Source organism: Lactobacillus kimbladii (genome assembly GCF_000970755.1).
Classification (GTDB): Bacteria; Bacillota; Bacilli; order Lactobacillales; family Lactobacillaceae; genus Lactobacillus; species Lactobacillus kimbladii.
This window is the reverse complement of record NZ_KQ034007.1, coordinates 2,005,073-2,031,918: the sequence shown is the minus strand read 5'-3', so window position 1 is coordinate 2,031,918 and position 26,846 is coordinate 2,005,073. Positions and strand designations below refer to the sequence as shown.

The 26,846-nt window shown below is 36.2% G+C and carries 28 protein-coding genes and 1 pseudogene; 14 read left to right on the top strand and 15 right to left on the bottom strand.

Annotation, left to right across the window (positions count from 1 at the left end; all coding sequences use genetic code 11):
• The first annotated feature begins 94 nt into the window (after window positions 1-94).
• Complete coding sequence (locus JF75_RS09815; protein ID WP_046332854.1) at window positions 95-886, top strand: Cof-type HAD-IIB family hydrolase; 792 nt, start codon at window positions 95-97, stop codon at window positions 884-886.
• Here the strand turns inward: JF75_RS09815 and JF75_RS09810 are convergent.
• The 5 genes from JF75_RS09810 to JF75_RS09790 form a co-directional block, all read right to left on the bottom strand.
• Window positions 883-1,737, bottom strand: a complete 855-nt coding sequence (locus JF75_RS09810; RefSeq protein ID WP_052697125.1) for an amino acid ABC transporter substrate-binding protein — start codon at window positions 1,735-1,737, stop codon at window positions 883-885. The genes JF75_RS09815 and JF75_RS09810 overlap by 4 nt on opposite strands.
• A complete protein-coding gene (locus tag JF75_RS09805; RefSeq protein ID WP_046332853.1) occupies window positions 1,738-2,391 on the bottom strand; it encodes an amino acid ABC transporter ATP-binding protein in 654 nt (217 codons plus the stop codon).
• Window positions 2,392-2,406: 15 nt separating this feature from the next.
• Entirely contained in the window at window positions 2,407-3,048 is a 642-nt protein-coding gene (locus JF75_RS09800; RefSeq protein ID WP_045928853.1) for an amino acid ABC transporter permease, read from the bottom strand.
• Window positions 3,049-3,292: 244 nt separating this feature from the next.
• Window positions 3,293-3,982 (bottom strand): deoxynucleoside kinase, encoded by a 690-nt coding sequence (locus tag JF75_RS09795; RefSeq protein WP_046332852.1) that lies wholly within the window; start codon window positions 3,980-3,982, stop codon window positions 3,293-3,295.
• Window positions 3,983-3,994: 12 nt separating this feature from the next.
• A complete protein-coding gene (locus JF75_RS09790) occupies window positions 3,995-4,645 on the bottom strand; it encodes a deoxynucleoside kinase (protein ID WP_046325735.1) in 651 nt (216 codons plus the stop codon).
• 711 nt (window positions 4,646-5,356) lie between these two features.
• Between JF75_RS09790 and JF75_RS09785 the strand changes: the two genes are divergently transcribed.
• Together JF75_RS09785 and JF75_RS10470 are read left to right on the top strand one after the other, a co-directional pair.
• Window positions 5,357-6,985: an ABC transporter ATP-binding protein gene (locus JF75_RS09785; protein WP_046332851.1), complete on the top strand. Its 1,629-nt coding sequence runs from the start codon at window positions 5,357-5,359 to the stop codon at window positions 6,983-6,985.
• A 260-nt stretch (window positions 6,986-7,245) separates the two neighbouring features.
• The gene (locus tag JF75_RS10470) at window positions 7,246-8,472 is read left to right on the top strand and encodes an MFS transporter (protein ID WP_084605794.1); all 1,227 of its coding nucleotides are present in this window, start codon (window positions 7,246-7,248) and stop codon (window positions 8,470-8,472) included.
• Window positions 8,473-8,642: 170 nt separating this feature from the next.
• Here the strand turns inward: JF75_RS10470 and JF75_RS10840 are convergent, their stop codons facing one another.
• Entirely contained in the window at window positions 8,643-8,702 is a 60-nt protein-coding gene (locus tag JF75_RS10840) for a hypothetical protein (protein WP_417498495.1), read from the bottom strand.
• A gap of 104 nt (window positions 8,703-8,806) precedes the next feature.
• On the opposite strand from JF75_RS10840, the gene JF75_RS09775 reads away from it, so the two are divergent.
• From JF75_RS09775 to JF75_RS10835, 3 genes and pseudogenes are all read left to right on the top strand, one after another.
• Entirely contained in the window at window positions 8,807-9,115 is a 309-nt protein-coding gene (locus JF75_RS09775) for a hypothetical protein (protein ID WP_141639337.1), read from the top strand.
• Window positions 9,116-9,268: 153 nt separating this feature from the next.
• Window positions 9,269-9,439, top strand: a pseudogene (locus JF75_RS10465) (IS3 family transposase); the annotation flags it as partial.
• A gap of 208 nt (window positions 9,440-9,647) precedes the next feature.
• Complete coding sequence (locus JF75_RS10835; RefSeq protein WP_366938454.1) at window positions 9,648-9,734, top strand: putative holin-like toxin; 87 nt, start codon at window positions 9,648-9,650, stop codon at window positions 9,732-9,734.
• A gap of 299 nt (window positions 9,735-10,033) precedes the next feature.
• On the opposite strand, the gene JF75_RS09770 is transcribed toward JF75_RS10835, so the two are convergent.
• The 6 genes from JF75_RS09770 to JF75_RS09745 form a co-directional block, all read right to left on the bottom strand.
• Entirely contained in the window at window positions 10,034-10,564 is a 531-nt protein-coding gene (locus tag JF75_RS09770; RefSeq protein WP_369792478.1) for an Asp23/Gls24 family envelope stress response protein, read from the bottom strand.
• 14 nt (window positions 10,565-10,578) lie between these two features.
• Window positions 10,579-10,761 carry a DUF2273 domain-containing protein gene (locus tag JF75_RS09765; RefSeq protein WP_045928847.1) on the bottom strand — a complete coding sequence of 61 codons (183 nt, stop codon included), beginning with the start codon at window positions 10,759-10,761 and terminating at the stop codon, window positions 10,579-10,581.
• Window positions 10,762-10,772: 11 nt separating this feature from the next.
• The gene (gene amaP, locus JF75_RS09760) at window positions 10,773-11,327 is read right to left on the bottom strand and encodes an alkaline shock response membrane anchor protein AmaP (protein ID WP_141639336.1); all 555 of its coding nucleotides are present in this window, start codon (window positions 11,325-11,327) and stop codon (window positions 10,773-10,775) included.
• 156 nt (window positions 11,328-11,483) lie between these two features.
• Window positions 11,484-12,209 carry a glucosamine-6-phosphate deaminase gene (locus JF75_RS09755; RefSeq protein ID WP_046332847.1) on the bottom strand — a complete coding sequence of 242 codons (726 nt, stop codon included), beginning with the start codon at window positions 12,207-12,209 and terminating at the stop codon, window positions 11,484-11,486.
• A 159-nt stretch (window positions 12,210-12,368) separates the two neighbouring features.
• Window positions 12,369-14,714 carry an ABC transporter ATP-binding protein/permease gene (locus tag JF75_RS09750; RefSeq protein WP_046332846.1) on the bottom strand — a complete coding sequence of 782 codons (2,346 nt, stop codon included), beginning with the start codon at window positions 14,712-14,714 and terminating at the stop codon, window positions 12,369-12,371.
• 98 nt (window positions 14,715-14,812) lie between these two features.
• Window positions 14,813-15,904 carry a YdcF family protein gene (locus tag JF75_RS09745; RefSeq protein ID WP_379859269.1) on the bottom strand — a complete coding sequence of 364 codons (1,092 nt, stop codon included), beginning with the start codon at window positions 15,902-15,904 and terminating at the stop codon, window positions 14,813-14,815.
• A 231-nt stretch (window positions 15,905-16,135) separates the two neighbouring features.
• Here JF75_RS09745 and JF75_RS09740 point away from each other — a divergent pair, with 231 nt between their 5' ends.
• Window positions 16,136-16,813 (top strand): CPBP family intramembrane glutamic endopeptidase, encoded by a 678-nt coding sequence (locus tag JF75_RS09740; protein ID WP_046332844.1) that lies wholly within the window; start codon window positions 16,136-16,138, stop codon window positions 16,811-16,813.
• 70 nt (window positions 16,814-16,883) lie between these two features.
• Here JF75_RS09740 and JF75_RS09735 read toward each other — a convergent pair whose 3' ends face one another.
• From JF75_RS09735 to cbpB, 3 genes are all read right to left on the bottom strand, one after another.
• Window positions 16,884-18,752, bottom strand: a complete 1,869-nt coding sequence (locus JF75_RS09735; protein ID WP_046332843.1) for a heavy metal translocating P-type ATPase — start codon at window positions 18,750-18,752, stop codon at window positions 16,884-16,886.
• Window positions 18,753-18,937: 185 nt separating this feature from the next.
• Window positions 18,938-19,510, bottom strand: a complete 573-nt coding sequence (locus JF75_RS09730) for a hypothetical protein (protein WP_046332842.1) — start codon at window positions 19,508-19,510, stop codon at window positions 18,938-18,940.
• A 284-nt stretch (window positions 19,511-19,794) separates the two neighbouring features.
• On the bottom strand, window positions 19,795-20,280 hold the full coding sequence (gene cbpB, locus JF75_RS09725; RefSeq protein WP_046332841.1) for a cyclic-di-AMP-binding protein CbpB: 486 nt from the start codon (window positions 20,278-20,280) through the stop codon (window positions 19,795-19,797).
• 559 nt (window positions 20,281-20,839) lie between these two features.
• On the opposite strand from cbpB, the gene JF75_RS09720 reads away from it, so the two are divergent.
• The 7 genes from JF75_RS09720 to JF75_RS09695 all read left to right on the top strand — a co-directional run bounded on the left by JF75_RS09720 (window position 20,840) and on the right by JF75_RS09695 (window position 26,739).
• Window positions 20,840-21,157 (top strand): hypothetical protein, encoded by a 318-nt coding sequence (locus tag JF75_RS09720; RefSeq protein WP_046332840.1) that lies wholly within the window; start codon window positions 20,840-20,842, stop codon window positions 21,155-21,157.
• Window positions 21,158-21,270: 113 nt separating this feature from the next.
• The gene (locus JF75_RS10460; protein ID WP_084605792.1) at window positions 21,271-21,423 is read left to right on the top strand and encodes a teichoic acid D-Ala incorporation-associated protein DltX; all 153 of its coding nucleotides are present in this window, start codon (window positions 21,271-21,273) and stop codon (window positions 21,421-21,423) included.
• Window positions 21,424-21,438: 15 nt separating this feature from the next.
• Window positions 21,439-22,953: a D-alanine--poly(phosphoribitol) ligase subunit DltA gene (gene dltA / locus JF75_RS09715; protein WP_046332839.1), complete on the top strand. Its 1,515-nt coding sequence runs from the start codon at window positions 21,439-21,441 to the stop codon at window positions 22,951-22,953.
• Window positions 22,953-24,197, top strand: coding sequence for a D-alanyl-lipoteichoic acid biosynthesis protein DltB (dltB, locus tag JF75_RS09710; RefSeq protein WP_046332838.1), 1,245 nt, complete (start codon window positions 22,953-22,955; stop codon window positions 24,195-24,197). Before dltA ends, dltB begins: the two co-directional genes overlap by 1 nt.
• 28 nt (window positions 24,198-24,225) lie before the next feature.
• On the top strand, window positions 24,226-24,465 hold the full coding sequence (gene dltC / locus JF75_RS09705; protein WP_038524744.1) for a D-alanine--poly(phosphoribitol) ligase subunit DltC: 240 nt from the start codon (window positions 24,226-24,228) through the stop codon (window positions 24,463-24,465).
• On the top strand, window positions 24,458-25,765 hold the full coding sequence (dltD, locus tag JF75_RS09700) for a D-alanyl-lipoteichoic acid biosynthesis protein DltD (RefSeq protein ID WP_046332837.1): 1,308 nt from the start codon (window positions 24,458-24,460) through the stop codon (window positions 25,763-25,765). Before dltC ends, dltD begins: the two co-directional genes overlap by 8 nt.
• Entirely contained in the window at window positions 25,765-26,739 is a 975-nt protein-coding gene (locus JF75_RS09695) for a serine hydrolase domain-containing protein (RefSeq protein ID WP_046332836.1), read from the top strand. Before dltD ends, JF75_RS09695 begins: the two co-directional genes overlap by 1 nt.
• Window positions 26,740-26,846 lie beyond the last annotated feature (107 nt).

The window sequence follows — 26,846 nt, the reverse complement described above, 5'->3', positions numbered from 1 at the left end:
TAAGTGCTTTCGGCTAAGAATTGACCAACTAACAGTTTGATCGGTAAAATGAACATAGGTAAGTAGTAGATTATGCATACTGTTAGGAGAAAAAATGGGAATACTAATTTTTTCGGATATAGATGGCACATTAATTAATTCAAAGCAAGAAGTTACACCGAAGACTAAACTTGCCATTCGTAAACAAATTATTAAAGGCAATGTATTTGTGCCAGTTTCTGCACGTATGCCTAAGGCAATTATGTCTGTTGTGGGAGAAATTACCAAATCATGTCCAATGGTAGCCTATAATGGTGCTTTGGTTTTAGATGAAATGGGTCATATCCTTGATTCTCTTTTTATGTCTTCTTCAAAAGCTGCCAAAATATGTTCTTATATCGAAGGTAAAAATAATGGCGTTGTGTGGAATGTCTATAGTGACGACAACTGGTATTATTTCCCAGGTAATAATAATGATTTGGTTGAAAATGAAGAAAAAATTGTTAAATTTAAAGCTCAACCTAGTTCGATTACTGAAATAGCGCAACTCAAAAATGTACATAAAATTTTGCTCATGGGGACACCAGACTTATTAGATGCTACTCAAAAAGAATTAAGGCGGCTCTATCCAGAACTCTATATAGTGAAATCTGCCGCAAATTTATTGGAGGTCGTTGTTAAACGAGTTTCTAAAGGTCAAGGGGTAAAAGTAATAGCCCAGGCTTTTGGCATGGAACTGAAAGACTGCTGGGCTTTTGGGGATAATTATAATGATGAGAAAATGCTTCAATCAGTAGGTCATCCTGTAATAATGGGGAATGCACCAGAAGACTTGAAAAAGAAATTTAGAACTACTTTAGATAACAACCACGATGGAATAGCTGCGGTACTTGATAGTTTAAATTAATCCTTTTTCGTTTGAAGTAAAGGAGATTCGGCTTTGTTGCCAAACCATTTGTGGTTAATCTTTGTTAAGGTACCATTTTTTGCCAGCTTTTCTAAGGCGTAATTAATTTTCTTGTGCAAGGTTAAGTCGCTTTTTCTCATGCCTACGCCAAATTCTTCTTTTGGAAAAGGACTTTCGATCTCAGTAAAGTTTTCAGGATGTTTTTGTCGCGAAATGTAATAATTTGCATAGGTACTATCAATTAACAACCCTTGGATGCGACCTGCATTTAGATCTATAAAAGCATTAGTGAAGGAATCATAGAGAATCGGGTCTTGATTTTTAATATGATTTTTAAAAACTTTTGGATATTTCATTACGTCATTATAGCCGGAAGAGCCGGTTTGAACTCCCAAAGTCTTATTTTTCATTGCGGCAATGGTATTAATTTTATTCTTTTTAAGACTTACTAATACTTGAGAAGTATATAGGTAAGTCTTACTAAAACTTACCTTAGCTTCACGCTCAGGGTTTTTGCTAAAACCATTCCATATGAGATCAATTGTGCCGTTTTTTAATTCAGTAGTATTCATGGACCAGTCAATTGTTTGAAAACTAACGTTAATACCGTATTGTTTAAATACAGCATTTGCAAGGTCAACGTCGTAACCAATTAACTGACCATTTTTTTGCCTAAAGTCCATGGGCACAAAAGTATCATCTACACCAACTGTAACATAGCCTCGTTGCTTGATATGAGACCAGTTGTCAACTGCGTTAGCTTTTCTATTAACTGATATGCCACTACAAGCAGAAATAAATAAAGTACAGATGAGCGTTATTATGAGGGTTAAGAGGCGCTTGGTTTTCACTTATATTACCTTCTTATCATCTAATGCTTTCACTTTGAATACCTGATCGGCCACTTGGCGAGCAAATTCCATGTCATGGGTAACAATAATTTGCGTCATGTTGTTATTATTTTTAAGTTTTAAAATTATTTCTCCAACTTTTGTTCTTAAAGCAGGATCTAAAGCAGAAGTGGGTTCGTCATAACATAGAATATGGGGTTCCATTGCTAGCGCACGTACAATAGCTACTCTTTGTTGCTGACCTCCAGAAAGCTGATAGGGATAGAGTTGTTCTTTACCTGTTAAATCTAATTGTCCAAGCAATTTTTGCGCACGGGTTTGTGCTTGATCTGCACTTTCTTTTAAGACTAGTGTTGGTGCCAAGGTAATGTTTTCGATTACAGTTAAATTGGGGAAAAGCTCATAGCTTTGAAAAACTACTCCGATAATATGACTTTTGCTATCAGGAGCGGCTGGGTCAAACTTTTGCCCATCCCACAAAAAATCACCGGAATCAATTTTTTCTAAACCACTTAAGCAGCGCAGCAAAGTAGTTTTTCCTGCTCCAGATGGTCCTACAATGGCTAAAATTTGTCTGTCAGGAATAGTTAAGTTTAACTTGTTTAAAATCGTACGAGAGCCAAATTTTTTGGTAATGTTTTTAAGTTCTAGCATAGTATTTCCCCTAATTTACTTCCACTTTGCAAAATTGTGTTCAATTTTTTTCAGCAAAAATGATGCGATACCTGTCATTAATAGATAAATTATACCAACTATCACTAAAGGAATTAGTGTTACATCTCTTGCTGTAGCAACATTGCCGGCACGTAAGAGCTCACCCAAACCAATGACATAGACTAAAGAAGTGTCTTTAACTAAGTTGATCACTTCATTACCAATTGAGGGTATAACTATTTTGCTGACCTGAGGAATAATAATATGGCTCAATGTTTGCCAGTAATTTAATCTTAAAACGCGAGCACTTTCGTATTGACCTACAGGGATTGATTGAAAGCCACCACGGAATATCTCAGCAAAATATGCCGTATAGTTTAAAATAAAAGCGAAAAGTGCTGCATCATAGCGTTCAAAAATAATGCCGACTATAGGCAAACCATAGAAAATAAAAATTAATTGCAGTAAAAGAGGGGTACCCCTCATAATCCAAATGTAAAATTTTAAGATTAACCTTAAGGGCTTAAAATGCGAAAGCAAGCCTAGGCTGACTATAATTCCCAAGGGAATAGAAACAATTAAAGTCCAAAAGAATAAAATTAATGTCATCTTTGCACCTGAAATTAAAGAGGGCATAATTGAAAGGATATAGTTCATTTTTTCTCCTTTTTACTGAAATTAATTTGATTAGAGAGGCTAATAGGGCAACTCTTTTAATACCAGCTAAATTATATAAATTGATTAAAAAAATATGTGAAAAAATATATGTTTTAATCATAACATAGTTTTCGAAATTTTATTTAATTAATATGGAAATTTGTAACCTGCTTCTAGTTAGTTTAAAAGGCATAACATGAAAAGAGCCACTAGCTGTAGCTAATGGCTCTTTAAAATAATTGATTTATTGCTCTTCTATTTGAATATTTGTAGACTTGTCCCAAGATTCAGGTAATTTGCCCATTTCTTTTAGTTTGGCAACGATCTGATCCAATACAACTTCTCTAGCATGGTCATCAGTCATGAAGTCTAGTTTGTCACCATCTATTTCCATTTTAGGAGAGTAATCATATTTTTCATACCAGGGTTTGTAGTAACGCAAAAGTCTCTTATAATAATCTTCCAGCGTTGCGTCATAACTCAGCTGTTCGTATGGTCGACCACGTTTTTGAATCCTTTTAATCATAGTGTCATATGAAACCTTAATATGAACCAGCAGATCAGGATTTTTCTTTGGCATATGCTTAAGCTCACCCATCATATTATTAAGCAGTTCGTAATATGTATCAACTTCTTCTTTGGTGGCCCGACCAATGTCGGCGTTCATTTGGAAGAAAAGGGCATCTTCATAAATTGAACGATCAAGAACGTTATTATCATCAGTTAATGCATCCTTGATACTACGAAAACGAGTGTTTAGGAAAAATACCTGAAGTAAGAATGCGTATTTTTTAGGATCAGCATAAAAAAGTGGCAATACAGGATTGTTATCGACACTTTCATAAAAAGGTTTAGTTCCTAAATATTTAGCTAAAATACTGGTTAAACTGGATTTACCGGCTCCAATTGGCCCGCTTAAAACAATAACTGTCATCACGTTCCTTCTCTATTCTAAATTGCCTATTGCGTGCAATTTGTCATCAATCTGATTTAAAACTTCTTTTTTGGCATCTTCATCGCAGATAAAATCGTACTTATCTCCATCAATTTTAATTTTAGGAGAGGCATCGTATTTCTCATACCATGGTTCATAGTACTTAATTAACCGTGCGTAGTAGTCTTTTAAACTGGGATCTGTGCTAATTTGTTCAAATGAACGTCCACGTTTTTTTATGCGCTTAAGCATAGTGTCTAGAGAAACGTGAATGTAAATTAGTAAATCTGGCTTTTTGCTGGGATTACCTGGGGTATCTTCCATCATATTTTCGAGTAGACTATCATATATCTTAAACTCAGTTGGATCAGCTACTTTACTGTCCGCGTTCATTTTGAAAAAGAGTGCGTCTTCATAAATCGAACGGTCTGAAACACTGTTTTTCTCTCGGATTGCCTGGTTGATTTGTGCTAAACGATGGTTAAGCAGATAGATATTAAGCAAAAAAGTATAGCGTTTCATGTCTTGGTAATATAAAGGAAGAACAGGATTATTATCTACTCCCTCATAAAAGGCTTGTGTACCTAAGTGCTCAGCTAAAATACTAGTTAAACTGGATTTACCGGCTCCAATTGGCCCACTTAAAACAATAACTTGGATCACGTTCTTTCATAAATACAATATATAGATTCTTATTTAGTTTAATACGAGATATAGTGGTATACAAGCAAAAAGTAAATTAAAATTTTAATCAAAAAGTCAAGTAATTTTGTATAATACAGAAGTAAAAAGTTGTAGTTATTGTCAAAATTGAAAATTTGAACTTATGATTTTAAACTGTGTTACACGTGAAACCAAAAAATCTGACTGATAAATCTTAATTAATTATTTGGCAGAGGATTGATGCCGACATTATTCGGTGTTAAGCCCTTTATGCTTTACTTTGATTCTTTCGATGCTGTGATAAATAAAGTAGTCAATAATTTCTCGTTTTGATTGCATTAAGTATGATAAATGATTTTGCAATTATAGAACGAATTATTTTGTTTTTTAATGGCTCGAAAAAGTTGCAGTTGATATTTATATACTGTTGCGATGGGAAAAATTCTAAGAATAAAAATTAAAAACAAATTGTATTAATGTTAAAAAAGATATAAGATAGCAAGTAAATTATAAAATTATTAGCAAATGATGGAAATAAGAGCGCATAACTGATATCTTGAAAAGATTTTTATCTTTAGATAGTACGACTCATACTGTGAGTAACAGTGACGAGCTTTTTGAAGAAGTAATGCAAATATATATTATTTATTATTAAGCCAAATTCATTTTAGTATTAGCCTTTAAAACAGGCATTTAGTTAGGAGATAGATAATGGAAAATTCTCTAACAAAATTTTCGCTTTGGACCTACATTAAACGTAATTCAGGCATGTATGTGATTCTGGCTATTTTCTATTTTGGCCGGAATTTGGCACAAACTGCTGCCAGCGTTTTTAAAGGTAATGCACTTACTGCTTTGACTCAGCATAACCTAAACGGCTTTATTGTTGATACAGGTTTAAACTTGCTTAGCTGGGGCTTTTTTCTGATTTTCTTTTTTTGTAGTTCACGATATTCTGCTGTAATCATCAAGGCTGTCGATAATTCCATTAGGAACGCATTGGCCCATATAATTGGCCGCCAAGAGTATGAAGACTTCAACAAGCACACGGAAGCTGACTATGTTTCCTGGTTTACTAACGATATTAACCAAATTAATCAAGATGGCTTTTTCAGTTTAGAGCAAACATTTAGCAGTGCACTCTTGGGCATTATTGCCAGTGTCATCCTGTTTTCTTACCATCCACTCTTATTTGTAACCACTTTGGTTTTTGCTGTTGTTATGATTTTATTTCCCCGTCTTTTTAAGAAAAAGTTGGAACAACTGTCGCAAAAACAAAGCAGGCAAAATGAAGTATTAACGTCAAAAATAACTGATGTTCTTGAGGGTTTTGTCAATCTGCTCACACTTGGTCAGCAAAAATTGCTCAATAAAATAGTTCTTGCGGCATCAGATAAGACTGGACAGGCTCGGGTTAATTACATTACGGAAATGTCATTCTCTAATGCGCTGATTAACCTGATAAGTATATCTGCTCAAACTATTTTAACTGTTGAATCCGGATACCTGGCCTTTCACAACCAGATTCCAATTGGAGCTATTTTAATTGTTGGTTCAATGTCCGGGAATGTTTTTGGCAGCTTGACAGAAATCAGTATTGATCTAACTTCAATTCGGGCAGTTCAACCTATTTTTGACAAATATAATAAATTAGCTAATACGCGGGAAAAAACAGGGGACAAGGATGTTGCTCCTTTGACCCAGCAAATTGCATTTAGCGATCTTTCGTTCAGCTACCCCAATAGTGATAGACCGATTTTAACGAATGTTGCTGGCAGCATTAAACGAGGCGAACGCGTGGCCATTGTTGGTCCGTCTGGTTGTGGCAAGTCAACCCTGGTAAAATTAATCGGTGGTTTGTTAACAGGTTACCAAGGTTCGCTAACTTGGGATAACAATGAATACCGCGAGCTTAGTCTGCAGTCGCTACATAAGCAGATCGCTTATATTGACCAGTCAGCCTATATTTTTGACGGCAGCCTGCGTTATAACATCACTTTAGATCGTGAGACAACTGAAGAAGAGCTGAAGACTGCGATTAAGCGTGCAGGTTTGGAAAAATTTGTCGCTGACAGCGCTAGCGGGCTTGACACTGTTTTAAAACACGCCGGTAACAACATTTCGGGTGGACAAAAGCAACGAATTGCACTGGCACGGCAATTGCTGGGTAATCCGCAGGTTATTTTGGCCGATGAAATTACTTCCGCAATTGATGAAAAAGATGGCCAGAAAATTGAACAAAGTCTGCTTGATTTGGACAACGTCACTTTAGTCTATATTTCCCATCACTTGCGACCTGAAATTAAAAAGCAGTTTGATCAAGTAATCGAATTGGGATGATAGAATAATACTTCTTTTATCAACCAATTAAATAAGTTGTGAAACTCTAGTCTTTTAGATTATGAGCATAGTGTTTTATGCAGATACTCTTAAATGCAAATGTAGCTATTACCTAAGATTCTGCAGAAATAAGCGGTAAAATTGATTGTTTCTTAGGAGATATAATATTTCCAAGCACCGCCTTTTAAATGGGAATGATAAAAATGAATGATGAATAATTTTTTAAATTAAGAAAAGGATTATAATTAAAAAATTGTATTATGTTATGTAAAAAATATGCAAACGTTTATAAGCTGCTAGTTGGCCGAGTCACGACCAACATCGCCGACAGCCTGTTCTACATGGCGGTGCTCTGGTACTTCAAGGAGACCAGGCACTCACCTTTCATGGTAGCGGTCCTGTTGACCGTTACTTCCGGGATTGACACGGTCTCGTTCGGCCTGGGCCCCCTGATTGACCGCATCCCAATGAAGAATCTGCTGAACTATTCCACCATCATCCAGGCCGCAATCAGCGCCGCGGTGGTGGGGGTGTTGCAGCTGGGCCAGGGCGGCATCGGGGTTGACGCCGTGGTCTTAATTCTTTACACGGCCTCCACGGTTCTTTCAACCATTATTTACCCGGCCGAAACCAAACTGCTGCCGCTGTTTGTCGCGGAAAAGGACATGCTCCACTTCAACGGCATGTTCCAGGTGACCTACGGCGTTTTGGACTTAGTTCTGGACGGTTTTGCCACCTTTCTGATTGCGACAACGTCAATCAGCATGACCGTGGTCATCTCCGGCGTAGTTTTTGCGCTGGCCCTGCTGACCTACGGGCGCCTGCAGATTAACGCCCTGGCCAAGGACGTCTTGGAGAGCGAGGAGTACTTCACCGGCTCCTACTGGAAGGACCTACGCATCGGCTGGCAGACGCTGAAGGATGAAAAGAACATCCTGGAACTGATCCTGCCGCTGTGCGTCGTCAACTTCTTCTACGGCATTTTCGACGTGGGCCTGCCGTATTTTGGGCAGAGCTACGTTCATGACTCGGCAATCGGCTACGGCGGCCTGCTGATGGCCTCGTCTCTGGGCGGCATCGCCGGTGCATTCCTGGTGCAGCACTTCAAGCTGGGCAAGAAGAGCATGGAATTGTTCATCGCAATTTGCTTTGTGGGTGCTGGCGTATTCCGCCTCCTGGTTCCGCTGACGGCGGGCCTGAGCGTCCTGCTCATCCTGCTGAACTCGGCCGTCTCCTCTTTGTGGCTCACCATGATGAACACGGACTTTGAGGCCCTGGTGCAGGTCAGCTTCTCGTCTGCGGTGCTGGGGCGCATAGAGACCATCAACGACAGCATCCTGTCCGTCATGATCCCGCTCGGGACGATGGCGGGCGGACTGGTGGTTGACCGGCTGGGCGCAATCAGCACGCAGTACATTTACGGCGTTACGCTGCTGCTCGCGGCGGTCTACTACCTCGGCGTGGTCAGGCACAAGGCCAAGAAGTAAAAAGAATCCGCATGGCATTAACATGATTATTCATCAGATTCTGTTGCTATAGTTTGGCGATGTTTTGATTGAGCATTCAGACTAAAATTAGATATGCCCCTTGAAATTAAAGTAGTTTAATAATTTCTAGTTAAGGACTAACTTCCGATATTAAATCGGGGTTAGTCCTTTCAGCTTGCTTGTTCCAGTGAAGTAAAGTTCTTGAAGGTCTGTTCAAAGCCGTAGAACATATTCCACTTTAAGGTGCCAAAGAAAGCCTACCACACACCCGATGAATTATATGAAAGAAGATTAGATTGTATCTATCAGATCAAGTAGGGTGTTCAACTTAAAATTGCAATTTTTTAAATTAAGAAAGATACTAGATCTTTTTAAAAATCAAGCTCCGACAGCTATTATTGAAGAGAATGTAAATAGCGTTGAAAATTATAAGGCAGAATCTGTTGATGAGTATAATAGAGCAAAAAGTTATCTTGGCGAAAATAATAATTCGTTTAAATCTTTTCATGTAAGTGTGGATTCAGCAAAAGATTTCTTGTGTTTATTGAATTTGTTGGGTGCAATACATGCAAATTTTAATATACGTTCAAAGCCTTTTATAATAGAAGGAGAAGAAAATAGTAAGTCGCTAAAAAAGGTATGATTAAGCCTGACCTGATTAAGCGCAGCTTCAGTTCGGTTTATCCCAATCACAAATGGTATTCAGATGTGACGGAGTTCAAGCAAAAAACACGGCATTAGTCTATCATTGTCACTCAAGGGCAATTCGCTTGATGATGTTTTAATGAAAGGCTAATTCGAGATACTCAAACGAGAAAAGTTTTATGGTTTTAAAAAGCAGTTTAAAAATCTCACTAAACTGGAAGATGCAATCAGAGACTACATTGAGTATTACAACCAGAGAAGAATCAAAATCAAACTAAAAGGACTGACTCCGATTGAATATCGGCAATTAGTCCTTAGTTAACAACTAATATAAAGTGTCCTAATTTTAGGGTTAACATCAAAAGTGGTCTAGTCTTTTAAATTAAGCGATTACTGTTGTTTAGGAATAAGGCAATCTTTGCTATAATTAAACTTGAATTGATAGCAAATTGTTTTGAGGGCGGTTGGCTGTTTCACTTGAAAGGAGAGGGTGCTTATGGCACGAAATCTTTTAGAAAGGTGTTCAGCAAGTGAGCGTATTCCATGCGCTAGAATTAGCGCTGGCCTTTGCCTCGTTTATTATTGTCTTGTTGACCTATATCGACAAGCACAGGTAAACAAAAAGACCGTCCCACCAAAAACTTTGACAATTATGGGATTGGTCTTTTTTTGATTAATCACTAAATAAGTCAACCGCCTTTAAAGCGGACGCTTGAAATTCAGAGAAGAGGTCTTGCTTTGCAGGGCTTCTTTTTCTCTATAGATATATTTTAGCATGATTAAACTGATCTTGCACAAGAATTTGATTAAGTTATCTGGGTTATTCCTAATTTTTCTCTATACGGTTTGAATGTTATCCGAAGTTAACAACTAATAAAGTGTCCTAATTTTAGGATTGACATCAAAATTATGCTTATTATTTAACTCTAGATTCTTTAGATTCCTTTTTCTTTTCTTCGGCTTTATCTTGAACTTTGTCTTTTTGATCGGTAATTTTTTCCTTTGTATCCTGAGCAGCTCCAGTGATGCGGTCTTGTAAGCTGACAGAATCTTTTTCGTGTTGCTCTTTAGTTTTAATATCAACTACTGTGACGTTAACTTCAACAGTATCAAGACCGGTCATTTCTTTAACTTTTTCTTGAATTTTTTGCTTTATTTGATCGTATAGCTTAGTAATATCAACGCCATATTCTGCAACAATTTCAATGTCAACAGCTACTTGTTTTTTACCAACTTCAACATTTACACCAGAAGTGACATCATCGCTGTTGACAATTTTATCAGCGATATTTGAGAAAAAGCCACCGTTAACAGTTAACAAGCCTTTAATATCTGATAAAGCAATGCCAACAATTTTTTGAATTACTTTTGAATCGTATTTTAAGTCGCCTTTAACTTCTGGTTTTGAACTACCTTGATTTGAACTTGATTGTACCATATTGCATATACTCCTTATATAAATTATTTATTTTGCAGCATTTTTTTGAACACTGGCCAGTAATGTCCAACCAAAAAGCCGCAGACTAACATCACGATGACAAAAATAGTTTTGAAAAATCCCAGTACCAAAAAGCATAATGCTAGTAAAACACCAATTACAGCACCGCTTATTTCTGGGAGGTATTTTTTGTATTCTTCTTTCATCTTAACCTCCTTTATTGAACGCGCTTTTCAGGTTTATCACCCTTGTGATAATTGATAAACTTGATGTTAATTTTTGGTTTTTGCTCAATTCCTAGCAACTGCTTCAGATTCTTTTTTAATTCTTCAAGATAATCGTCAAGTAGGACGGCAATGTTTTCACCTGGACCCAAGTCACCGCCAATTTTAATTTTAATCCGGCGTCCTGTTAACTTAGAACTGACTTTTGCATTATTTAAGTAAGGCAAGTCAGCAAGTGAATTCATTACATAGCTATTAATGGCTTTTGAAGTAACCTTAACTTGACCATCACGTTTATGAATTAAATTAAAGTTTCTCTGGACTGGCCAGAATAGGATGACAATTAAACTAACAATTAGTATTATAAAAACAATTAGACTGATACCAATTAAATACCAGGCAAATATCGGGTTAAGAGTACCTAAATGAGGTAATTTAATCTTTAAATACTTTTGCCAAAAACTACTGGTTTCCCATATTAAGTAACAAGGCACAGGTAATAGTAATAACATGCATAATACCAATAGCCACTTTTTACTCTTTTTCAACTTATCACCATCCTCTCAGGGTTCATCTTAATAATAATACTGATTATTTTAACAGACTACTAATATGCACCGTATGTATACAATAATAGTTTGTAAAACTGCACACAAAAAGGCGGTGTTTTAATGCACCGCCCTTTTTAAATTAATATCAGTTAATTAATCGTTGTAATTTGTGCTTAACTTGCTTGCTGCAGCTTGATCAACAATCAGAGTTACATTTTCATGCTTTTGCAAGATTGAAGCTGGGACTTCTTCAGTTACTGGACCTTCAACCATCTTTTGCACCGCTTCAGCTTTATTATCACCAAAAGCCATAATGACGATTTCTTTGGCAGACATAATATTTGCAATACCCATGCAAATTGCTGATTTAGGTACTTCGTCAATATTATTGAAGAAACGAGAATTGGCTTTAATAGTATTCTCTGTTAATTGCACTTCGTGGGTAACAGAATCAAATGGTGTACCTGGTTCATTAAAAGCAATGTGACCATTTTGACCCAATCCTAGTAATTGAATATCAATTGGATTTTCAGCGATAATTTTATTATAGTCAGCGGCAGTTCCTTCTGGATCTTTAATAGCTTTAATTCCATCAGGAATATACGAGTGTTTGAATGGTTTTTTAGCAAACAGATTCTTTTGCATAAAATAGTGATAACTCTGATCATTATCAGGAGTTAAACCTACATATTCATCTAGATTAATACTAATTAAATTGCTGTTATCTAGATTACTCTCGGTCCATTCCTGGTAGAGAGTTACAGGAGTCGATCCAGTTGCTAAACCAATTACTTTGCTGCCGTTTGCGATACTATTCTTAAATATTGCAAAACCTTTTTTACTACCGCTAGTCTTGTCACTTGAGATAATAACTTTCATTTTATTTGCCCCTCCATAGTTGTTACCCCAATTATAAATTGGTATATGCCAATTTGTCAATAAACTTAGTAATAATAGCAGGTATTGTTTTTGGTAAATAAAAAAAGTTCAACTAATGCTTGTTTCACATGTAACATTAATTGGACTTTTTTTAAAATTTTATTCGCTTCTTAAAGCAATAGCAGCATCTTTTTTAGCAGCCATACGTGCCGGCAGGTGTCCGCCAACCATTGTCAAAACAGTTGAAATAAGGATTAGTATTAAAGCATGTATTGGATTAAGTTGAGCAACATTAGCTAAATCTGTGATGGAGTATAAAATACTGTTAATAGGGAAGACTAGCAGCCAGGCAACTACTACTCCCAAAATTCCGGAAAAGACACCTAGAATGAATGTTTCAGCATCAAACACTCTGGTGATATCTTTCTTACGAGCACCCAAAGCCTTTAAAATACCAATTTCTTTTGTTCTTTCAAGAACGGAAGTGTAAGTTAAAATACCGATCATGATCATTGAAGTTACTAACGAAATGGCAGCAAATGCAACCAACACAGTAGTAACACCGTTAAGTAAGCCACCAGTCATTGAAGTAACAGCTCTTGACATGTCAGTGTAGATAATCTTATCTTTCTTCTTTTTGCCTTGATTCCATCTATCTAAATAATCAAGGACTTTATCTTTAGCATCAAAATCGTTAGGATAAATCATTATACTCGTTGGAATGGTTGAACCACCAATTGATTGCAGCATCTGTTTCTTTTCTCGGGCATTCATATCCTGTCCGGTCATTACATTTTGCTCTGTCTTCTTCTGGGCGCGCACTATTTCTGATTTTTTATTCTTCTTGATGATTTTTTGAGATAGCTGATCGCTGTACGCAATTCCGGAAGACAGGAGAGCCATAGAATTCTCATCTTTTGGCCTAATGACACCTACAATTTGCATTTGGGTTTTACTGTTGTCATACATAGAATTACTGATTTTTTGCGGAATAAACATTCCTGTTGGCAATTTTTGGTAATAGTCATCGTTGTCAACAACTTTAAATTTCTTCCCAACAAATTTTTGATAATTTAACTTCTCACCGGCCTTAGCTTTCAAGCCCAAGTTTTTAATAATATTAATGTTTAATTTGTTTTCATTATCTGTTACTAAGACCAAGTCTGTAGCCTTATGTGGCCATGCACCAGACAAAAGTTGATAATTTTCTTTAAGGAAATTGCTTTTACTGGAATTAAGTGTAGTAGGAAACACTGATGAGCCTAATCCGGTGGCACTAATTGCTTGCATTCGCATTTGTGCAGCTGCTTGAGAGCTATCTGAACTAGTTGAAATAGGAGAGAATTGGACACGCTTAATTTTATTTTTGCTGCGAGTGAGTAAATTCATGTTAATCCCGCGCTGATAGGAAATATTGTTAGCATAATTGGGATTTATTTTTTTGATGTAATTAACGTATTCTGGATTAATCTTATTTTGATGAGTTGATTCCTGCATCTTATCTTTTTCAACGGTTAAATAACCCCGGTTTTTAACATTCTTTTCAGATTCATCTCGGTCTGTAACACTGCTGGCATCAGTAGCAGTTTGGTTGATTGTCACAGGATATTTAGCCAAGGCTTTACTCATGGTCGTGTCAATTTGCTTTTGAAAACCATTGGATAATGCTAAGACGACAGCAATAGAAATAATACCGATACTTGAAGCAAAGGCAGTTAAAGTTGTTCTGCCTTTTTTAGTCATAATGTTGGTAAAGCTTAATTTGATAGCATTCCAATATGACATTTTTGTATGCTTTAATTTAAAAGTATCTTTTTCTTCTTTAGGAATAAAAGGGTTGGAATCATTTAAAACTTTTCCATCCTGAAAGTTAACTATTCTAGTAGCATATTCCTGAGCTAGTTTCGGATTGTGCGTAACCATAACTACCAAGCGGTCTTTTGACAGCTCTTTAATTAACTTCATAATCTGCTCAGAGGTTTCAGTATCAAGGGCGCCAGTGGGCTCGTCGCATAGCAAAATATCGGGATCATTAGCTAAAGCCCGAGCAATAGCTACACGTTGCATTTGACCACCAGATAATTGGTTAGGATTTTTAGAAATATGTTCTTTCAAACCGACTTGAGTTAAAGCATCCATTGCTCTTTTGTGTCGTTCTGTGGCAGAAACTCCTGATAAATTCATTCCTAATTCAACATTGGCAATAATCGACAAGTGTGAGATTAAGTTATAATTTTGAAAAACAAAGCCGACAGAATTATTTCGATATGCATCCCAGTCAGTTTCCTTGAAGTTCTTAGTAGATTTGCCATTAATAATGAGATCGCCACTATCATAGCGATCAAGTCCACCGACAACATTTAATAACGTGGTTTTACCGGAACCACTGGGGCCTAAAATTGCAACAAATTCTTGGTTACGAAATGATATAGAAACATCATCAAGTGCATGAGTTACCGTATCACCGACATGGTATGATTTGCGTAAATCTTTTAATTGCAGCATATCTTTTTCTCTTTCTTTTAATAATTAATTAATAACAGATAGTTTAACATTTATGAAAGAGCAACGCCAAAATATGTTAATCAAAAAATTTAAATTATTTAATGGATAATGCCAGTAAAATCAAATAGAGCATAAATAGCAAAGAAAAGAATGATTAAAAATATGGCAATTAGATGTCGTTTCTTTTTTAACAGTAAAACTGCAGCGAATTCACGTACAATTGCATTAGGCAGAAAGTAAAGACGAGTATAGCATCCTACACCATTTGCATTTAGACCAGCTGCTTTTGCATAGAGAGAAGCTCTAAAAATATGGTAATTATTGCTAAAAAATTTTGCCTTGTAATTTTTACTGCCGAAATCTTTTGCAGCTACTTCGGCTGAAAATTTCATATTTTGGTAGGTATTTTTGGAATTATCCTCTAATAAAATGTCTTTTGGTTCTATACCACGTGCTATTGCATATTCAGTCATTGCTTGAGCTTCTGAAACTTTCTCATCTCCGCCTTTACCGCCAGACATAATTAATTTGGGCATTTTCCGTCCCTTAGTAACTTGCTTTTGAGCATATTGAATAGCACGATTAATACGACTGGCTAATAGTGGGGTAACTTGTTCACCGTGAGCCAGTCCAGCTCCTAAAACAATTAAATAGTCTTGGTTATATTGTCTAGGAACAATTTGATAAAAAGTTAAATTTACTAAAAAGTTATAGGCTACAAAAAGAAGGTAATCCAAAATAGCTGTCGGTGCATATAATAAAATTCTAACCCAAGAGGGTAAATTTCTAAAAGGTCCAACTAGAGCAACTAGCCAAACAACAATTATGCCAATACCAATAAATAGAGTTAATAAATTTGATAGGGTATGACTTTCACGTTTCCAAACTATATAGGCATTCCATAAGAAAAATAGCCACGAAAAAGCTGCTAACAAAGTAATTGTTGCTATGAATAGCACTATCAGAATTTCATATGTCAGTATGAGTGGTCTTAAACTGGTAGAAAGAATCATCACAGTCAGCCAAACACCAAATGCCAGTAAAAAAATAGTGAAAAGAATGCCATTAAGCAATCTTCTAGGTTCTTTTAGCCAAGAAATTAAAAAAACTGCAAAAGTTGCAAGCATAATAAGTGAAAGAATTATAAACGAACGGTTTTGGTTTAATACTTCAAAAAATCTAATCATAATATCCTACCTTAAGTATAAAACTAAGTCTATTATAATAAAGATGAATAAAAAGTCATAGTAAATTAAAATATGATAGAATAATAAAGTTATTTCCCGGGAAATAGCTGAACAGCATAAGTGAAATATTTGAACTTTAATAGCGAAATCAGATCTGTTCCAGGTTAAGACGATATTTTGTACAAAAAACTAATTAAAGTTGCTTTTACTTATAGTTTGAAAAGGGTGGCATGAATGAAGAAATTTTTCTATTTTTTGGGGAATGTAATTACAATAGTAGTCTCTTTTATAATTTATAGCGTAGTGCAACAGTTTTATTTTTATCCTTACAGGTTAAGTAAAGAACTGCATTTAGAAAATGTTTCCTTTACACTTCTAACTGCGCTAATTACGATAATAGCCTTATCAATAGTGCTTTATTTATATAATCTGCAGTTGCGACATAATAACGAGCGCAATTATAATAGTAGACCGCACTGGCAGTTTAAGAAGATATTGCTTTCCCTTTTTGGCGTAATAATGTTGATTATAGTCAGTGCAACCATACAACTGGCACTGGGCTTTAATTCGGAGCAGACTTCAACTAATCAGAATCTTTTAGATCAATTTTCTCACCAAGCAGGAAATTTTTTTCCAGTAATGGTGATATTTATAGGTCCAATATTTGAAGAATTTATTTTTCGCGGATTATTCCTTAACACTTTCTTTTATAAAAATACTAATTTAAATAAATGGTTAGGTATTCTTTTTAGTGGACTTATGTTTGGATATGTTCATGATCCTGGATTTACGAAATATATATTGGTTTATTGGGCATTAGGTTGTGTATTAGCCTGGGTCTACACAACTACTAAGGATTTGCGTTATTCAATTATATCCCATATGCTTTTTAATGCCTTAGGTTTCATATAAAAAACCTGATAAACTACGTTGTTTAGCAAACGTCAATTTATCAGGCTTTTTTAGATTTTAACAATTTGGCTTATTTTGCAGGACTAATTCCTGTTTGCTCTGGATTTTTAGGAGTAGTTTTTGCTAAAAGGGCTAGGCTAATCGAAATCATATCAACAACTTCTTGCAAAATGGCACCCCAAAAAGCAGGGATAATACCAGTAAATGCAATCAGTTCAATAATAACTACAATTGTAATAGCGGTTAGCACATCAATATTAGCAACTTTCATGGTATGTTTAGAAATTGCCACGGCATCATTAATTTTAGATAAATCATTAACCATGATAATCGCATCTGCACTTTCACTGGCAGCAGAGGCACCTTTAACTCCCATAGCAATACCAACATCAGCAGCTGATAAACTAGGAGCGTCATTAATACCGTCACCAGTCATGACTACGGGACGCTTTTCTTGAGGTACATTTTTAATGGCAGCTATCTTCTCAGCAGGCAACAAACCATAGCGAATATCGTTGACACCGACAGATTCTCCAATTTTATCAGCTACATCTTTGTGGTCACCAGTCAACATCATAATGTGTGCGCCACTTTGACGTTTCAAGCGTGCAATTGTCTCAGCACTTTCAGGCCGAACTTGATCTTTAAATGTAATATAACCAGCATACTTATCGTCAATTGAAATATAAACTGCTGTAGCATTAACTGTTGCAGCTTTTTCTTGCGGTTTAACATAGTCTAACTTACCAACTTTGACTAGGTGCCCTTCGACAGTACCGCTAATTCCTTGGCCAGTTGATTCTTTGATATTTGTTGCCGGTTTTAAAAGATTTTTATCAGCTACATTGACTAGTGAATTGGCAATAATATGGCTTGACTGTTGCTCAACGCTGGTAGCATAACTTTGCAGGGTTGCTGGACTATAACTACTGTCGCTAGCAGGTACGATTTCATCAATAACCAGCTGATTTTCTGTTAGAGTACCAGTTTTATCAAAAGCAAAAGTTTTTGCTGTAGCCAGTTTTTCTAAAGTAGGTCCGGACTTAACTATAATATGATGTTTAGACATGGAACTCATGCCGGATACTAGTGCAACGGGCGCTGCAATTAACAATGGGCAAGGCGAAGCGACAACCATAACTTCTGCAAAGTTAACTGGGTTACCAGAGTGAATCCAGGCAGCAATACCTATTACCAGGGAAATAATGGTAAAAGGTACAGCGTATCGGTCAGCCATTTTGACAAACTTAGCCGGTTTTGCCTGCGATGATTCAACTAGTGAAACAATTGTCTGGTATTCAGAGTCACTTGCTTTTTTGGTGACGGCCATTTCTACTGCTACGCTGCCATTAATTGAGCCGGACATTAATTCATCTTCAGCTTTTTTAGTAACTGGAACAGATTCACCAGTTAGTGATGACTGATCAAAACTTGATTCACCACTAACTACTTTGCCATCAACTGGAACTTGTTCTCCAGGTTTAATTAACACGTGATCACCAATTTTTAGTTGTTCAACGTCAACAGAAACGAGCTCATTGTTCACAATTTTGTTGGCGATAGTTGGGGAATTACTTAAAAGAGAGCGTAACTCTTTATCTGCTTGTCCAGTGGCATAGTCCTCTAATGTTTGACCGCCAGTCATCATGACCAAAATCATCCATTCAGCCCAAATGTCACCAATCAGTATAGTAGAAACGACTGCAATAACAGCTAAAATATCAACACCATAGCGTCCGGATTTAAAATCACTGGCAATTTCAGCAAGTAAGGAAATGGCCATCATGATGCCCACAATGTCGATTAACACTGCTTGAATAGGAAATTGTAAGTTTCCTATTTGAAAAAGACTTTTAGTCTTCAAGCCAAATTGGCAAAAAAGCCCTACTATCCCAATTGCTAATACAAGAATAAATTTCCATTGGCGTTTAAAACTCATTAATAGCTTCCTCCCGTAAATTAAACTAATTATTATGTTTTCTATTTTAACACTAAATACTTAATTTTATTTAGAATAGGTCTAAATTAGATAAAAATTAATACAGTAAAAAAGAAGGCATTTCTGATGTGAGCCCTAAAATTAGAACAAATTTGGGGATCAGATCATTTTTTACCTTCTTTTACCTAGTGATCTTTTAGTTTAATAATCTTGTTGAACTGAGGTTCAGTTTTTACCGGCTTAGTTTTAGGCACGAATTTAGAATTTTTGATATTGGGGCTCTCATTTTCAGCCTTAGATGGTTGAATGTGAAAAATTTTAGTCCGTCCCAAAGAATCTACTATGTCCGTAGATGACATTGTAATAAAGTTGTCATTGTCACCATGATCATCGGTTTCAACAAAATAATGGTTAATTTTAGCAATTCCTTTTTCCGAAAAATTTTCTTCATGTGCCAGATCGAGAAGCAGGGCATGCAAACGAGTAGCGGATACTAGTTCATGTTGCAGTATTATAAAAATCCACGAGAAATTAGAATCCATTGATTTAAAACGCTTAGTAACTTTGTCTTTATAAAACGCTTCAGTGATTTTAGCGGCTTCTTCCATATTATCTGAGTTTTGTGCCAGTTCCTTTAGTTGGGATACTAGTTCAGACTTTTCTTTAAGTGAAAGCTCTTGATCATTTGGGTAAGTCCAATTTTTTATAATTGCGCTTATCAAAAATGTCAATTGCGCAGAAATTGTTTTACTTGCCATAATAGTGCTCTTCTTTTCTGATTATTTAAGGAATATCCATCAATTCTTGTTAACTAGTTTAGTAAAACGTTATTTATTTTTATAAAATAAAATGATTATAATTAATAAATATGTATATATCAAAAAATAAATATCAAATTAAAATCGATTTTTAACATTGTATTAACCAAATAGCTGGATTACCAAATAAAAGTACTGGTGTTTCCCTATTAATGATTATTATAGCTTAATTTGTAATAAAGTACACTAAAAAGGAATAAACAAAAATAAAATTCCAGTATATTTTATAACAGCTTACCTTTGATAATCGGAATAACTTTATATTCTTTCTCAAAATTATGAGAAATGTAATTAAAAGCTTTAATCCATTCACGCCTGGTCAACAGTCCTTGAAAAACTCCATAATCATCGACCACAGGCAAAAAGGCATTGTCAACTAATAAATGAAGTTGGGTTTCCAGTGTAGTCTGAACAAAGTTTATTTTGTCAAATTTGGTTTGCATCACATCTCGCACTAACAACTTGTTTAAGGGTTCGAGTGAAATGCTATCTGTTTCCATCATTTTATCTGTAATCATTGCTAAACTTAATAGACCAACAACGCGATTTTGCCGATCAAGAACTGGAATTTTTGAATATTTAACCCGAGTTAAAATCATAAAAGCATGGTATAAAGGATTGTCGTCTTCAACAAAGGCGATCCGGGAAGCAGGAATAATGAATGAACCTGACTTTTCTTCCAGTAAGTGTTTTATTGTGGGTGAGAACATTAGATATAAACCTTTCATAGAGTAATAAGCAGCTAAATTTATACTATAACAAAGAAAAAAGGCCCGCAAGTTGTGCGGGCCTGTTAGTTTTCATCTACTTTGAAGGAGTAAGAATGAATGAAATAAAAAAGTGGGAGTATGTAGTAAGTTTGCTATTTGCTTACTACATTTAAAATGATATCTCTAAAATATGAAGTTAAAGTAGAAAAACTCTTATAAAAGTGTAAAGAATTTCTTTAGAACTGTTTAAGAGCATAGAAAAACTCACGTAACGCACGTGAGTCGAAAGGGATAGATATGAAAATGACCTGTAAAGTCATTTCGGTTTTTTCATTATTATACTTGGAGGAGTATGAATGAAAAACAAAAAGTTGAGTGTGATATAAGAAAAATGGATATCTTTCCTATATCACAATTATAGTATAACTATAAAATGTGAAAAAAGTATGACGAAAATCTCAAAATGCAAATTTTGAGTGACTACAAAATTGTTTGTTACAAAACTCCTTGTTATAATTAGTTTTACTTTATTTAAAAGAAGTGAAATTTAAGGAGAAAAATGGGAAAACAAGATTATCGTAAAAAGATCGTTTTTTGGCTTCGTTTTTCAGGGTGGCTTTGCCTGTTGCCAGCATCTGGCTGGCTTTGGCTGTATCAGATGTTTAGTCAAGGTGCTTTAGGATACACGCTTTTAGGAGAGCTTATTTTTACAGTCTTATTTGCTGTTTATATTTTAACAACCGCACAAAGCGAACGCTGGCTAAAGCCAACAAACATTTTTATTTTACTGCTGCTTACCGTGCTTTTTGGTTCATTTATCATTTTAATTCCGCTTTGTTTTGCTTATAATGATTGCCGAAAGCTGAATAACGGATAATAAGGAAAATATTTAAATTTGGTAAAAGTTTAAAAGGTTTTTTTTAGTTGCAAATCTTTAGTAGTACTATATTCGATAGTACATTTTATTAATATTGAGAAAGATATGAAATTATGACTAAAAAAGAAAAAACGGATTCACACGCTAAACGTATTGGTAAGTTTATTTTGACGACAATTATCTATTGCGTCATTTTAATGGTACTAATTTATTTGTACCAATATAGTGGCTTAACATCTGTTCACTTTATCTACAATGAATTTTAAAGCTGGTACAATAATATGATTGAAAATGTAATTAAAAAAATTGATGCAGTTGCTCAAGCAGAACCTGAACGCATAGCATATGACTATTTAGGTAAAACTAATACTTATGGTGATTTAAAAAAGCGCTCAGATGAATGGGCTCATAAAATTGTAAGTTTAAATCTTTCTCCTCAGAGTCCAGTAATGATCTGGGGCGGGCAGGACTTCGAAATGATTGCCAGTTTTTTGGGTTGTGTCAAGTCTGGACATGCTTATATTCCCATTGCCAGTTACTCTAATGCTGAAAGAATTGTTATGATCCAGGAAGTTTCTCATGCTGAAGCAATTTTAGCAATTGATGAACTGCCTGAAATTGATTTGCCACCAATTAAAGTAGTGCATCCTGCCGATGTCGAAAAGGGAGATTTTGAACCTGATCCTGCCAGCTTTGTTAAAGGTGATGACAATTTTTACGTCATTTTTACTTCAGGCACCAGTGGCAAACCTAAAGGCGTGCAAATTAGTCATAATAACCTGCTCAGTTTTATTAACTGGGAAATGACGGACTTTGATCTGCCAGAACACCCTTCATTTTTGTCTCAAGCACCGTATTCATTTGACCTCTCAGTCATGAGTCTTTATCCTGCTTTAGTCGGGGCAGGAAAGTTGGTGGCTTTACCGCATGAAGTTACGCAAAACTTTGCTCAATTGTTCCAGACTTTGCCTAAACTACAATTTAATGTCTGGGTCTCAACGCCGTCATTTGCCCAAATGTGTTTTTTAGATAAAACCTTTGACGAAAAGCACCATCCAGACTTAACTCACTTTATGTTCTGTGGTGAAGAATTGCCGCACAATGAAGTGGTAATGTTAAAAAAGAAATTCCCCCAGGCGCGAATTTTTAATACTTATGGCCCGACTGAAACCACAGTCGCAGTTACTCAGGTAGAAATTACTGACGCTGTCTTAAAGAAATATGATCGTTTGCCAATCGGCAAGGTTAAAGCAGATACCAAAATTATTATTGATAAAACTAAAGGTGACCAGCCTGATGAAGGCGAAATTATTATTTCTGGACCAAGTACTTCTAAGGGCTATATGAATAATTCGGAAAAAACGGCCAAGGCTTTCTTTAAAAATCCGGGTGACCAATATCCGAGCCACCGTTCAGGAGATGAAGGATTCTTTGACCAGGATATGCTCTTTTACCGCGGCAGAATTGATTTTCAGATCAAGTTTAATGGCTATCGTATTGAACTAGAAGAAATCAACCACTATATTGGTATGAACAAGTTGGTTGATCACGGCGTAGCTGCACCAAAATATAATCAGGATCATACAGTTAAGCAAATTGTTGCCGAAATTAAACTAAAAGATGGGGTAAAAGAGCAATATTCTGAAGCAGAGATTACTAAGATGATCAGAGCAGATTTAGCTAAAGAACTGATGCCATATATGATTCCACAGCGCTATGTTTACCGTGAAACATTGCCGGTCTCGCAAAATGGTAAAGTTGATATTAAGGCCGTCATTAAGGAGGTCAACGAGTAGTGAACACTAATTTCATTAACTTGCAGCCTTATTCCAATCCGCATTATTTCGTATATTTGATGATTGGCTTAATACCTATTATCATCGGACTGTATTGGGGTCACCGCTTAAAAATATATGAGGTTATATTCTCACTAGTTTTCTTATTCCTCATTTTTGATGGTGAAAAATGGCAACAGGGCGTTAGTTTAATCATCTATATTTTGTTTCAGTTGCTGGTCACTTATGGCTATCTTTATTATCGCCGTCGTAAGAACAGTCAAAATAGAACCTGGGTCTTTTACCTAGCTGTAATTTTGGCAATTGTACCCCTGGTTTTAGTGAAACTGCAGACTGCTTTTCCGCAAGCTAAAATTCCAGGAGTGTTGGCTTTTTTGGGTATTTCTTATCTGACCTTTAAGACAGTTCAGGTCGTGATGGAAGTCCGCGATGGTGCCATTAAAGAACTTAATCTGGGAACGTATTTGCGCTTTCTCTTATTCTTTCCCACCATTTCTTCCGGACCAATTGATCGCTACCGCAGATTTGCCAAAGAATGTGACACGGTGCCAAAGCGTGAGCAATATTTAAACGATTTAGAGCTGGCAACCCGCTATTTATTTCAAGGATTCTTATATAAATTTGTTCTGGGCTGGTTCTTTGGTACCTACTGGCTGCCTCGAATTACCCGAGCAGCAATGATAACAGGTACGGCTAATGGCGGTTTAAAACTTTCCTGGTGGGTAGTAGCCTATATGTACTGCTACAGCATGTATTTATTCTTTGACTTTGCTGGCTATTCCTTGTTTGCAGTGTCGATTTCCTACTTTATGGGTATTCACACCCCAATGAACTTTAACAAGCCGTTTATTTCGCAAAATATCAAAGAATTCTGGAACCGTTGGCACATGACCCTGTCCTTCTGGTTCCGGGACTACATCTACATGCGCTTCACCTTCTTTGCAATGAAGAAAAAGCTGTTCAAGAATCCGGTCAGGCTGTCGCAGGCCGCTTACCTGCTCTTATTCCTAGTGATGGGCTTTTGGCATGGGCTGACCTGGTATTATATTGTTTATGGCTTGTTCCATGCTTTTGCCATCATCATCAATGATTGTTGGTTGCGGTTTAAAAAGAAGCATAAAGATAAGCTGCCATCAAATAAATATACGAAATGGCTGGCAATTTTTGTCACTTTTAATGTAGTTTGTTTTAGTTTCCTGATTTTTTCAGGTTTTCTCAGTCAGTTATGGTTTGGCTGGCAATAGGCAATGATTTTATTTAAGGAGTTTTAACATGGATACCAAAAAAGAAGTTTTAGCAATTTTACAAGATTTAACTGGTGAAGATTTAACAGACAGAATGGATGAGAATATTTTTGCCAACGGTCTAATGGATTCAATGGCCAGTGTCCAAATGCTGTTAAATTTGCAGGAAAAATTCCAGATAGATGTACCAGTTTCTGAATTTGACAGAAATGAATGGGATACGCCCAATAAAATTGTGGCAAAGGTGGAAAATTTAGAAAATGAATAACAAACGCCGGCTGTGGCAAATTTTCGGCCCGGTTCTTTGCGCTTTTATCTTGCTGCTGGTCATCTTTCTAATGCCGTGGGAGCGGACTTTTTCTAAGGATGCCATTTATCAGGCGGCTAATTCGCAAACTAATACTATTTTTAAGGGCTCTTTAATGAAACAAGATGCTTATAAAGATGGTTATGTGCCTTTTTATGGGTCAAGTGAATTGTCACGGCTTGATCCATTGCATCCCAGTGTAATTGCGCAAAAGTATCACCGCAATTACCGGCCATTTTTATTAGGCGGGCCAGGCAGTCAATCCTTAGCACATTTTTTGGAAATGCAGGGGACTGCTAAACAGCTTAAGGGCAAAAAAGCCGTAGTCATTGTTTCACCGCAATGGTTTACTAAAAAGGGTCAAAATCCGGATGCCTTCGCGCTGTATTATTCACCGCTGCAAGCCTGTAATTTTCTCTTAGGTATTAAAAAAGACACGGTGACTAACCGCTATGCGGCTAAACGTTTCTTGCAGATGCCAGAAGTGAAGGGTGTTATCAAACTGGGTATGAAAAGAATTGCCCGAGGGCAAAAATTAACTGGGTTTCAGCGTTTTTACTTAGAAAATCAGCGGCGCATGCTTAACAATGAAGATAAATTCTTCAGCACTTTCCAATTGCGCGATCGCATTAAAAAGATTAACAAGCAGGCCAAGTTATTGCCGAATAGGTATTCAGTCAAGGCTTTAGACGAAGTAGCAAGTGAGCAGGCTGCAATAAACACCAATTCTAATAATTTTGGTATTAACAATCGCTTTTACAAAAGGCGTTTGAATAAACGTTTATTAGCTAAATTAGAAGATAGTCAACGTCACTTTAATTACACCAAATCGGTAGAATATAGCGATTTCGAGTTGATGTTGCACCAATTTGCCAAACAGCATACCAATGTGTTGTTCATTATCCCGCCGATCAATGAAAAATGGTCTAATTACACTGGCCTGTCACAAACCATGTACCAGAAGGCTGTTTCTAAGATTAAGTACCAACTGGCCAGTCAAGGTTTTGATAATGTCACTGATTTGTCCAAACGCGGCGGTGAACAGTACTTCATGGAAGATACCATTCACTTGGGTTGGCGCGGCTGGGTAGCTGTTGACAAGGCAGTCAAGCCATTTTTGGCCCAAGGTGATCTGCCACGTAATTATAATATCCATAACTATTTTTATAGTAAAAAATGGCAAAAAAAGCCATATCAGATTAGTTTAACAGATGAAAATCCGTTAAATGACAATTCAAAAGAATCTTTAAAAGAAAAATAGTGCGCCAGCAAGTTGATGCCCTGGGAATTAAGGGCTCAATCCTAGTCATTAAAAATGGCAAAATAATGCTTAACTATGCTTTAGGCAATAACACTGACACTAGTTATCTAATCAATTCTGTACAGAAATCAATGACAGCCGCAATTATTATGCGGCTCGTGCAGGAAGGCAAGTTAAGCCTGCAGGATAAATTGAGTAAATTTTATCCGCAAATTTCTGGAGCACAAAAAGTCAAAATTAAAAATCTCTTAGCTATGACAGCAGGTCTTGATCTTAAACCAGGAGCAAAATTGGGCAGAAAGCATTTTGTTTCTGACTCTGATAATATTCAGCATGATGCAGCTAAAACTATTTTTGAACCTGATTTATTAAATAAGTGGCACTATAGTTCACTGAATTATGTGTACTTATGCGGCATTATGAGTAAAGTAACTGGACAAAGCTACGAGCAGTTATTCCGTGATACATATATCAAGCCCTTAAAGCTGAGACAAACAGAATTCTTATGGTCAAAGCCAGGTAAAATTATTTCCAGTCATTTAGTACCTGGAATGATTTACCGCCAAGGTCGCTATGACGTGGTTAAGCATAAGGTGGCATTAAGGGGAGCTCGTAATGAATTAGGAGCTGGTTCAATAGTGATGTCCAATCATGACCTAGCGAAAGTAATACGATACCTGCTTTCTGGTAGTTTGTTAACCCAAAAGAGCCGTAAATTACTTTACCAGTCTGGGCCACCGGCTTATTATAATGGTGGTTTTTATAATAATATAAAATTAAAAACTAAAACGGCTAATGGTGCAGGAGAGGGTTATTATACCTTCATGCGCAGTACTAATAATGCCAAAACGATAGTGATTATACAATCTAATAAAACACGTGAAGGTGAATTTAACCAGTTGAAAAGTCAAATTAATCAAATCATGCTCGAACTGCTTGGCCGTAAGGCTGACAGTGCAAATATAGTTGGTTGAAACTTGTTTTTTGGTTAATTGCATGCTAAAATTCTGTTGTGTCACCATAGGGAAGTAGTCATTTTCTCCGGTAGCGAAAATGTAAAATTTCTATAATGTGGTCAGTA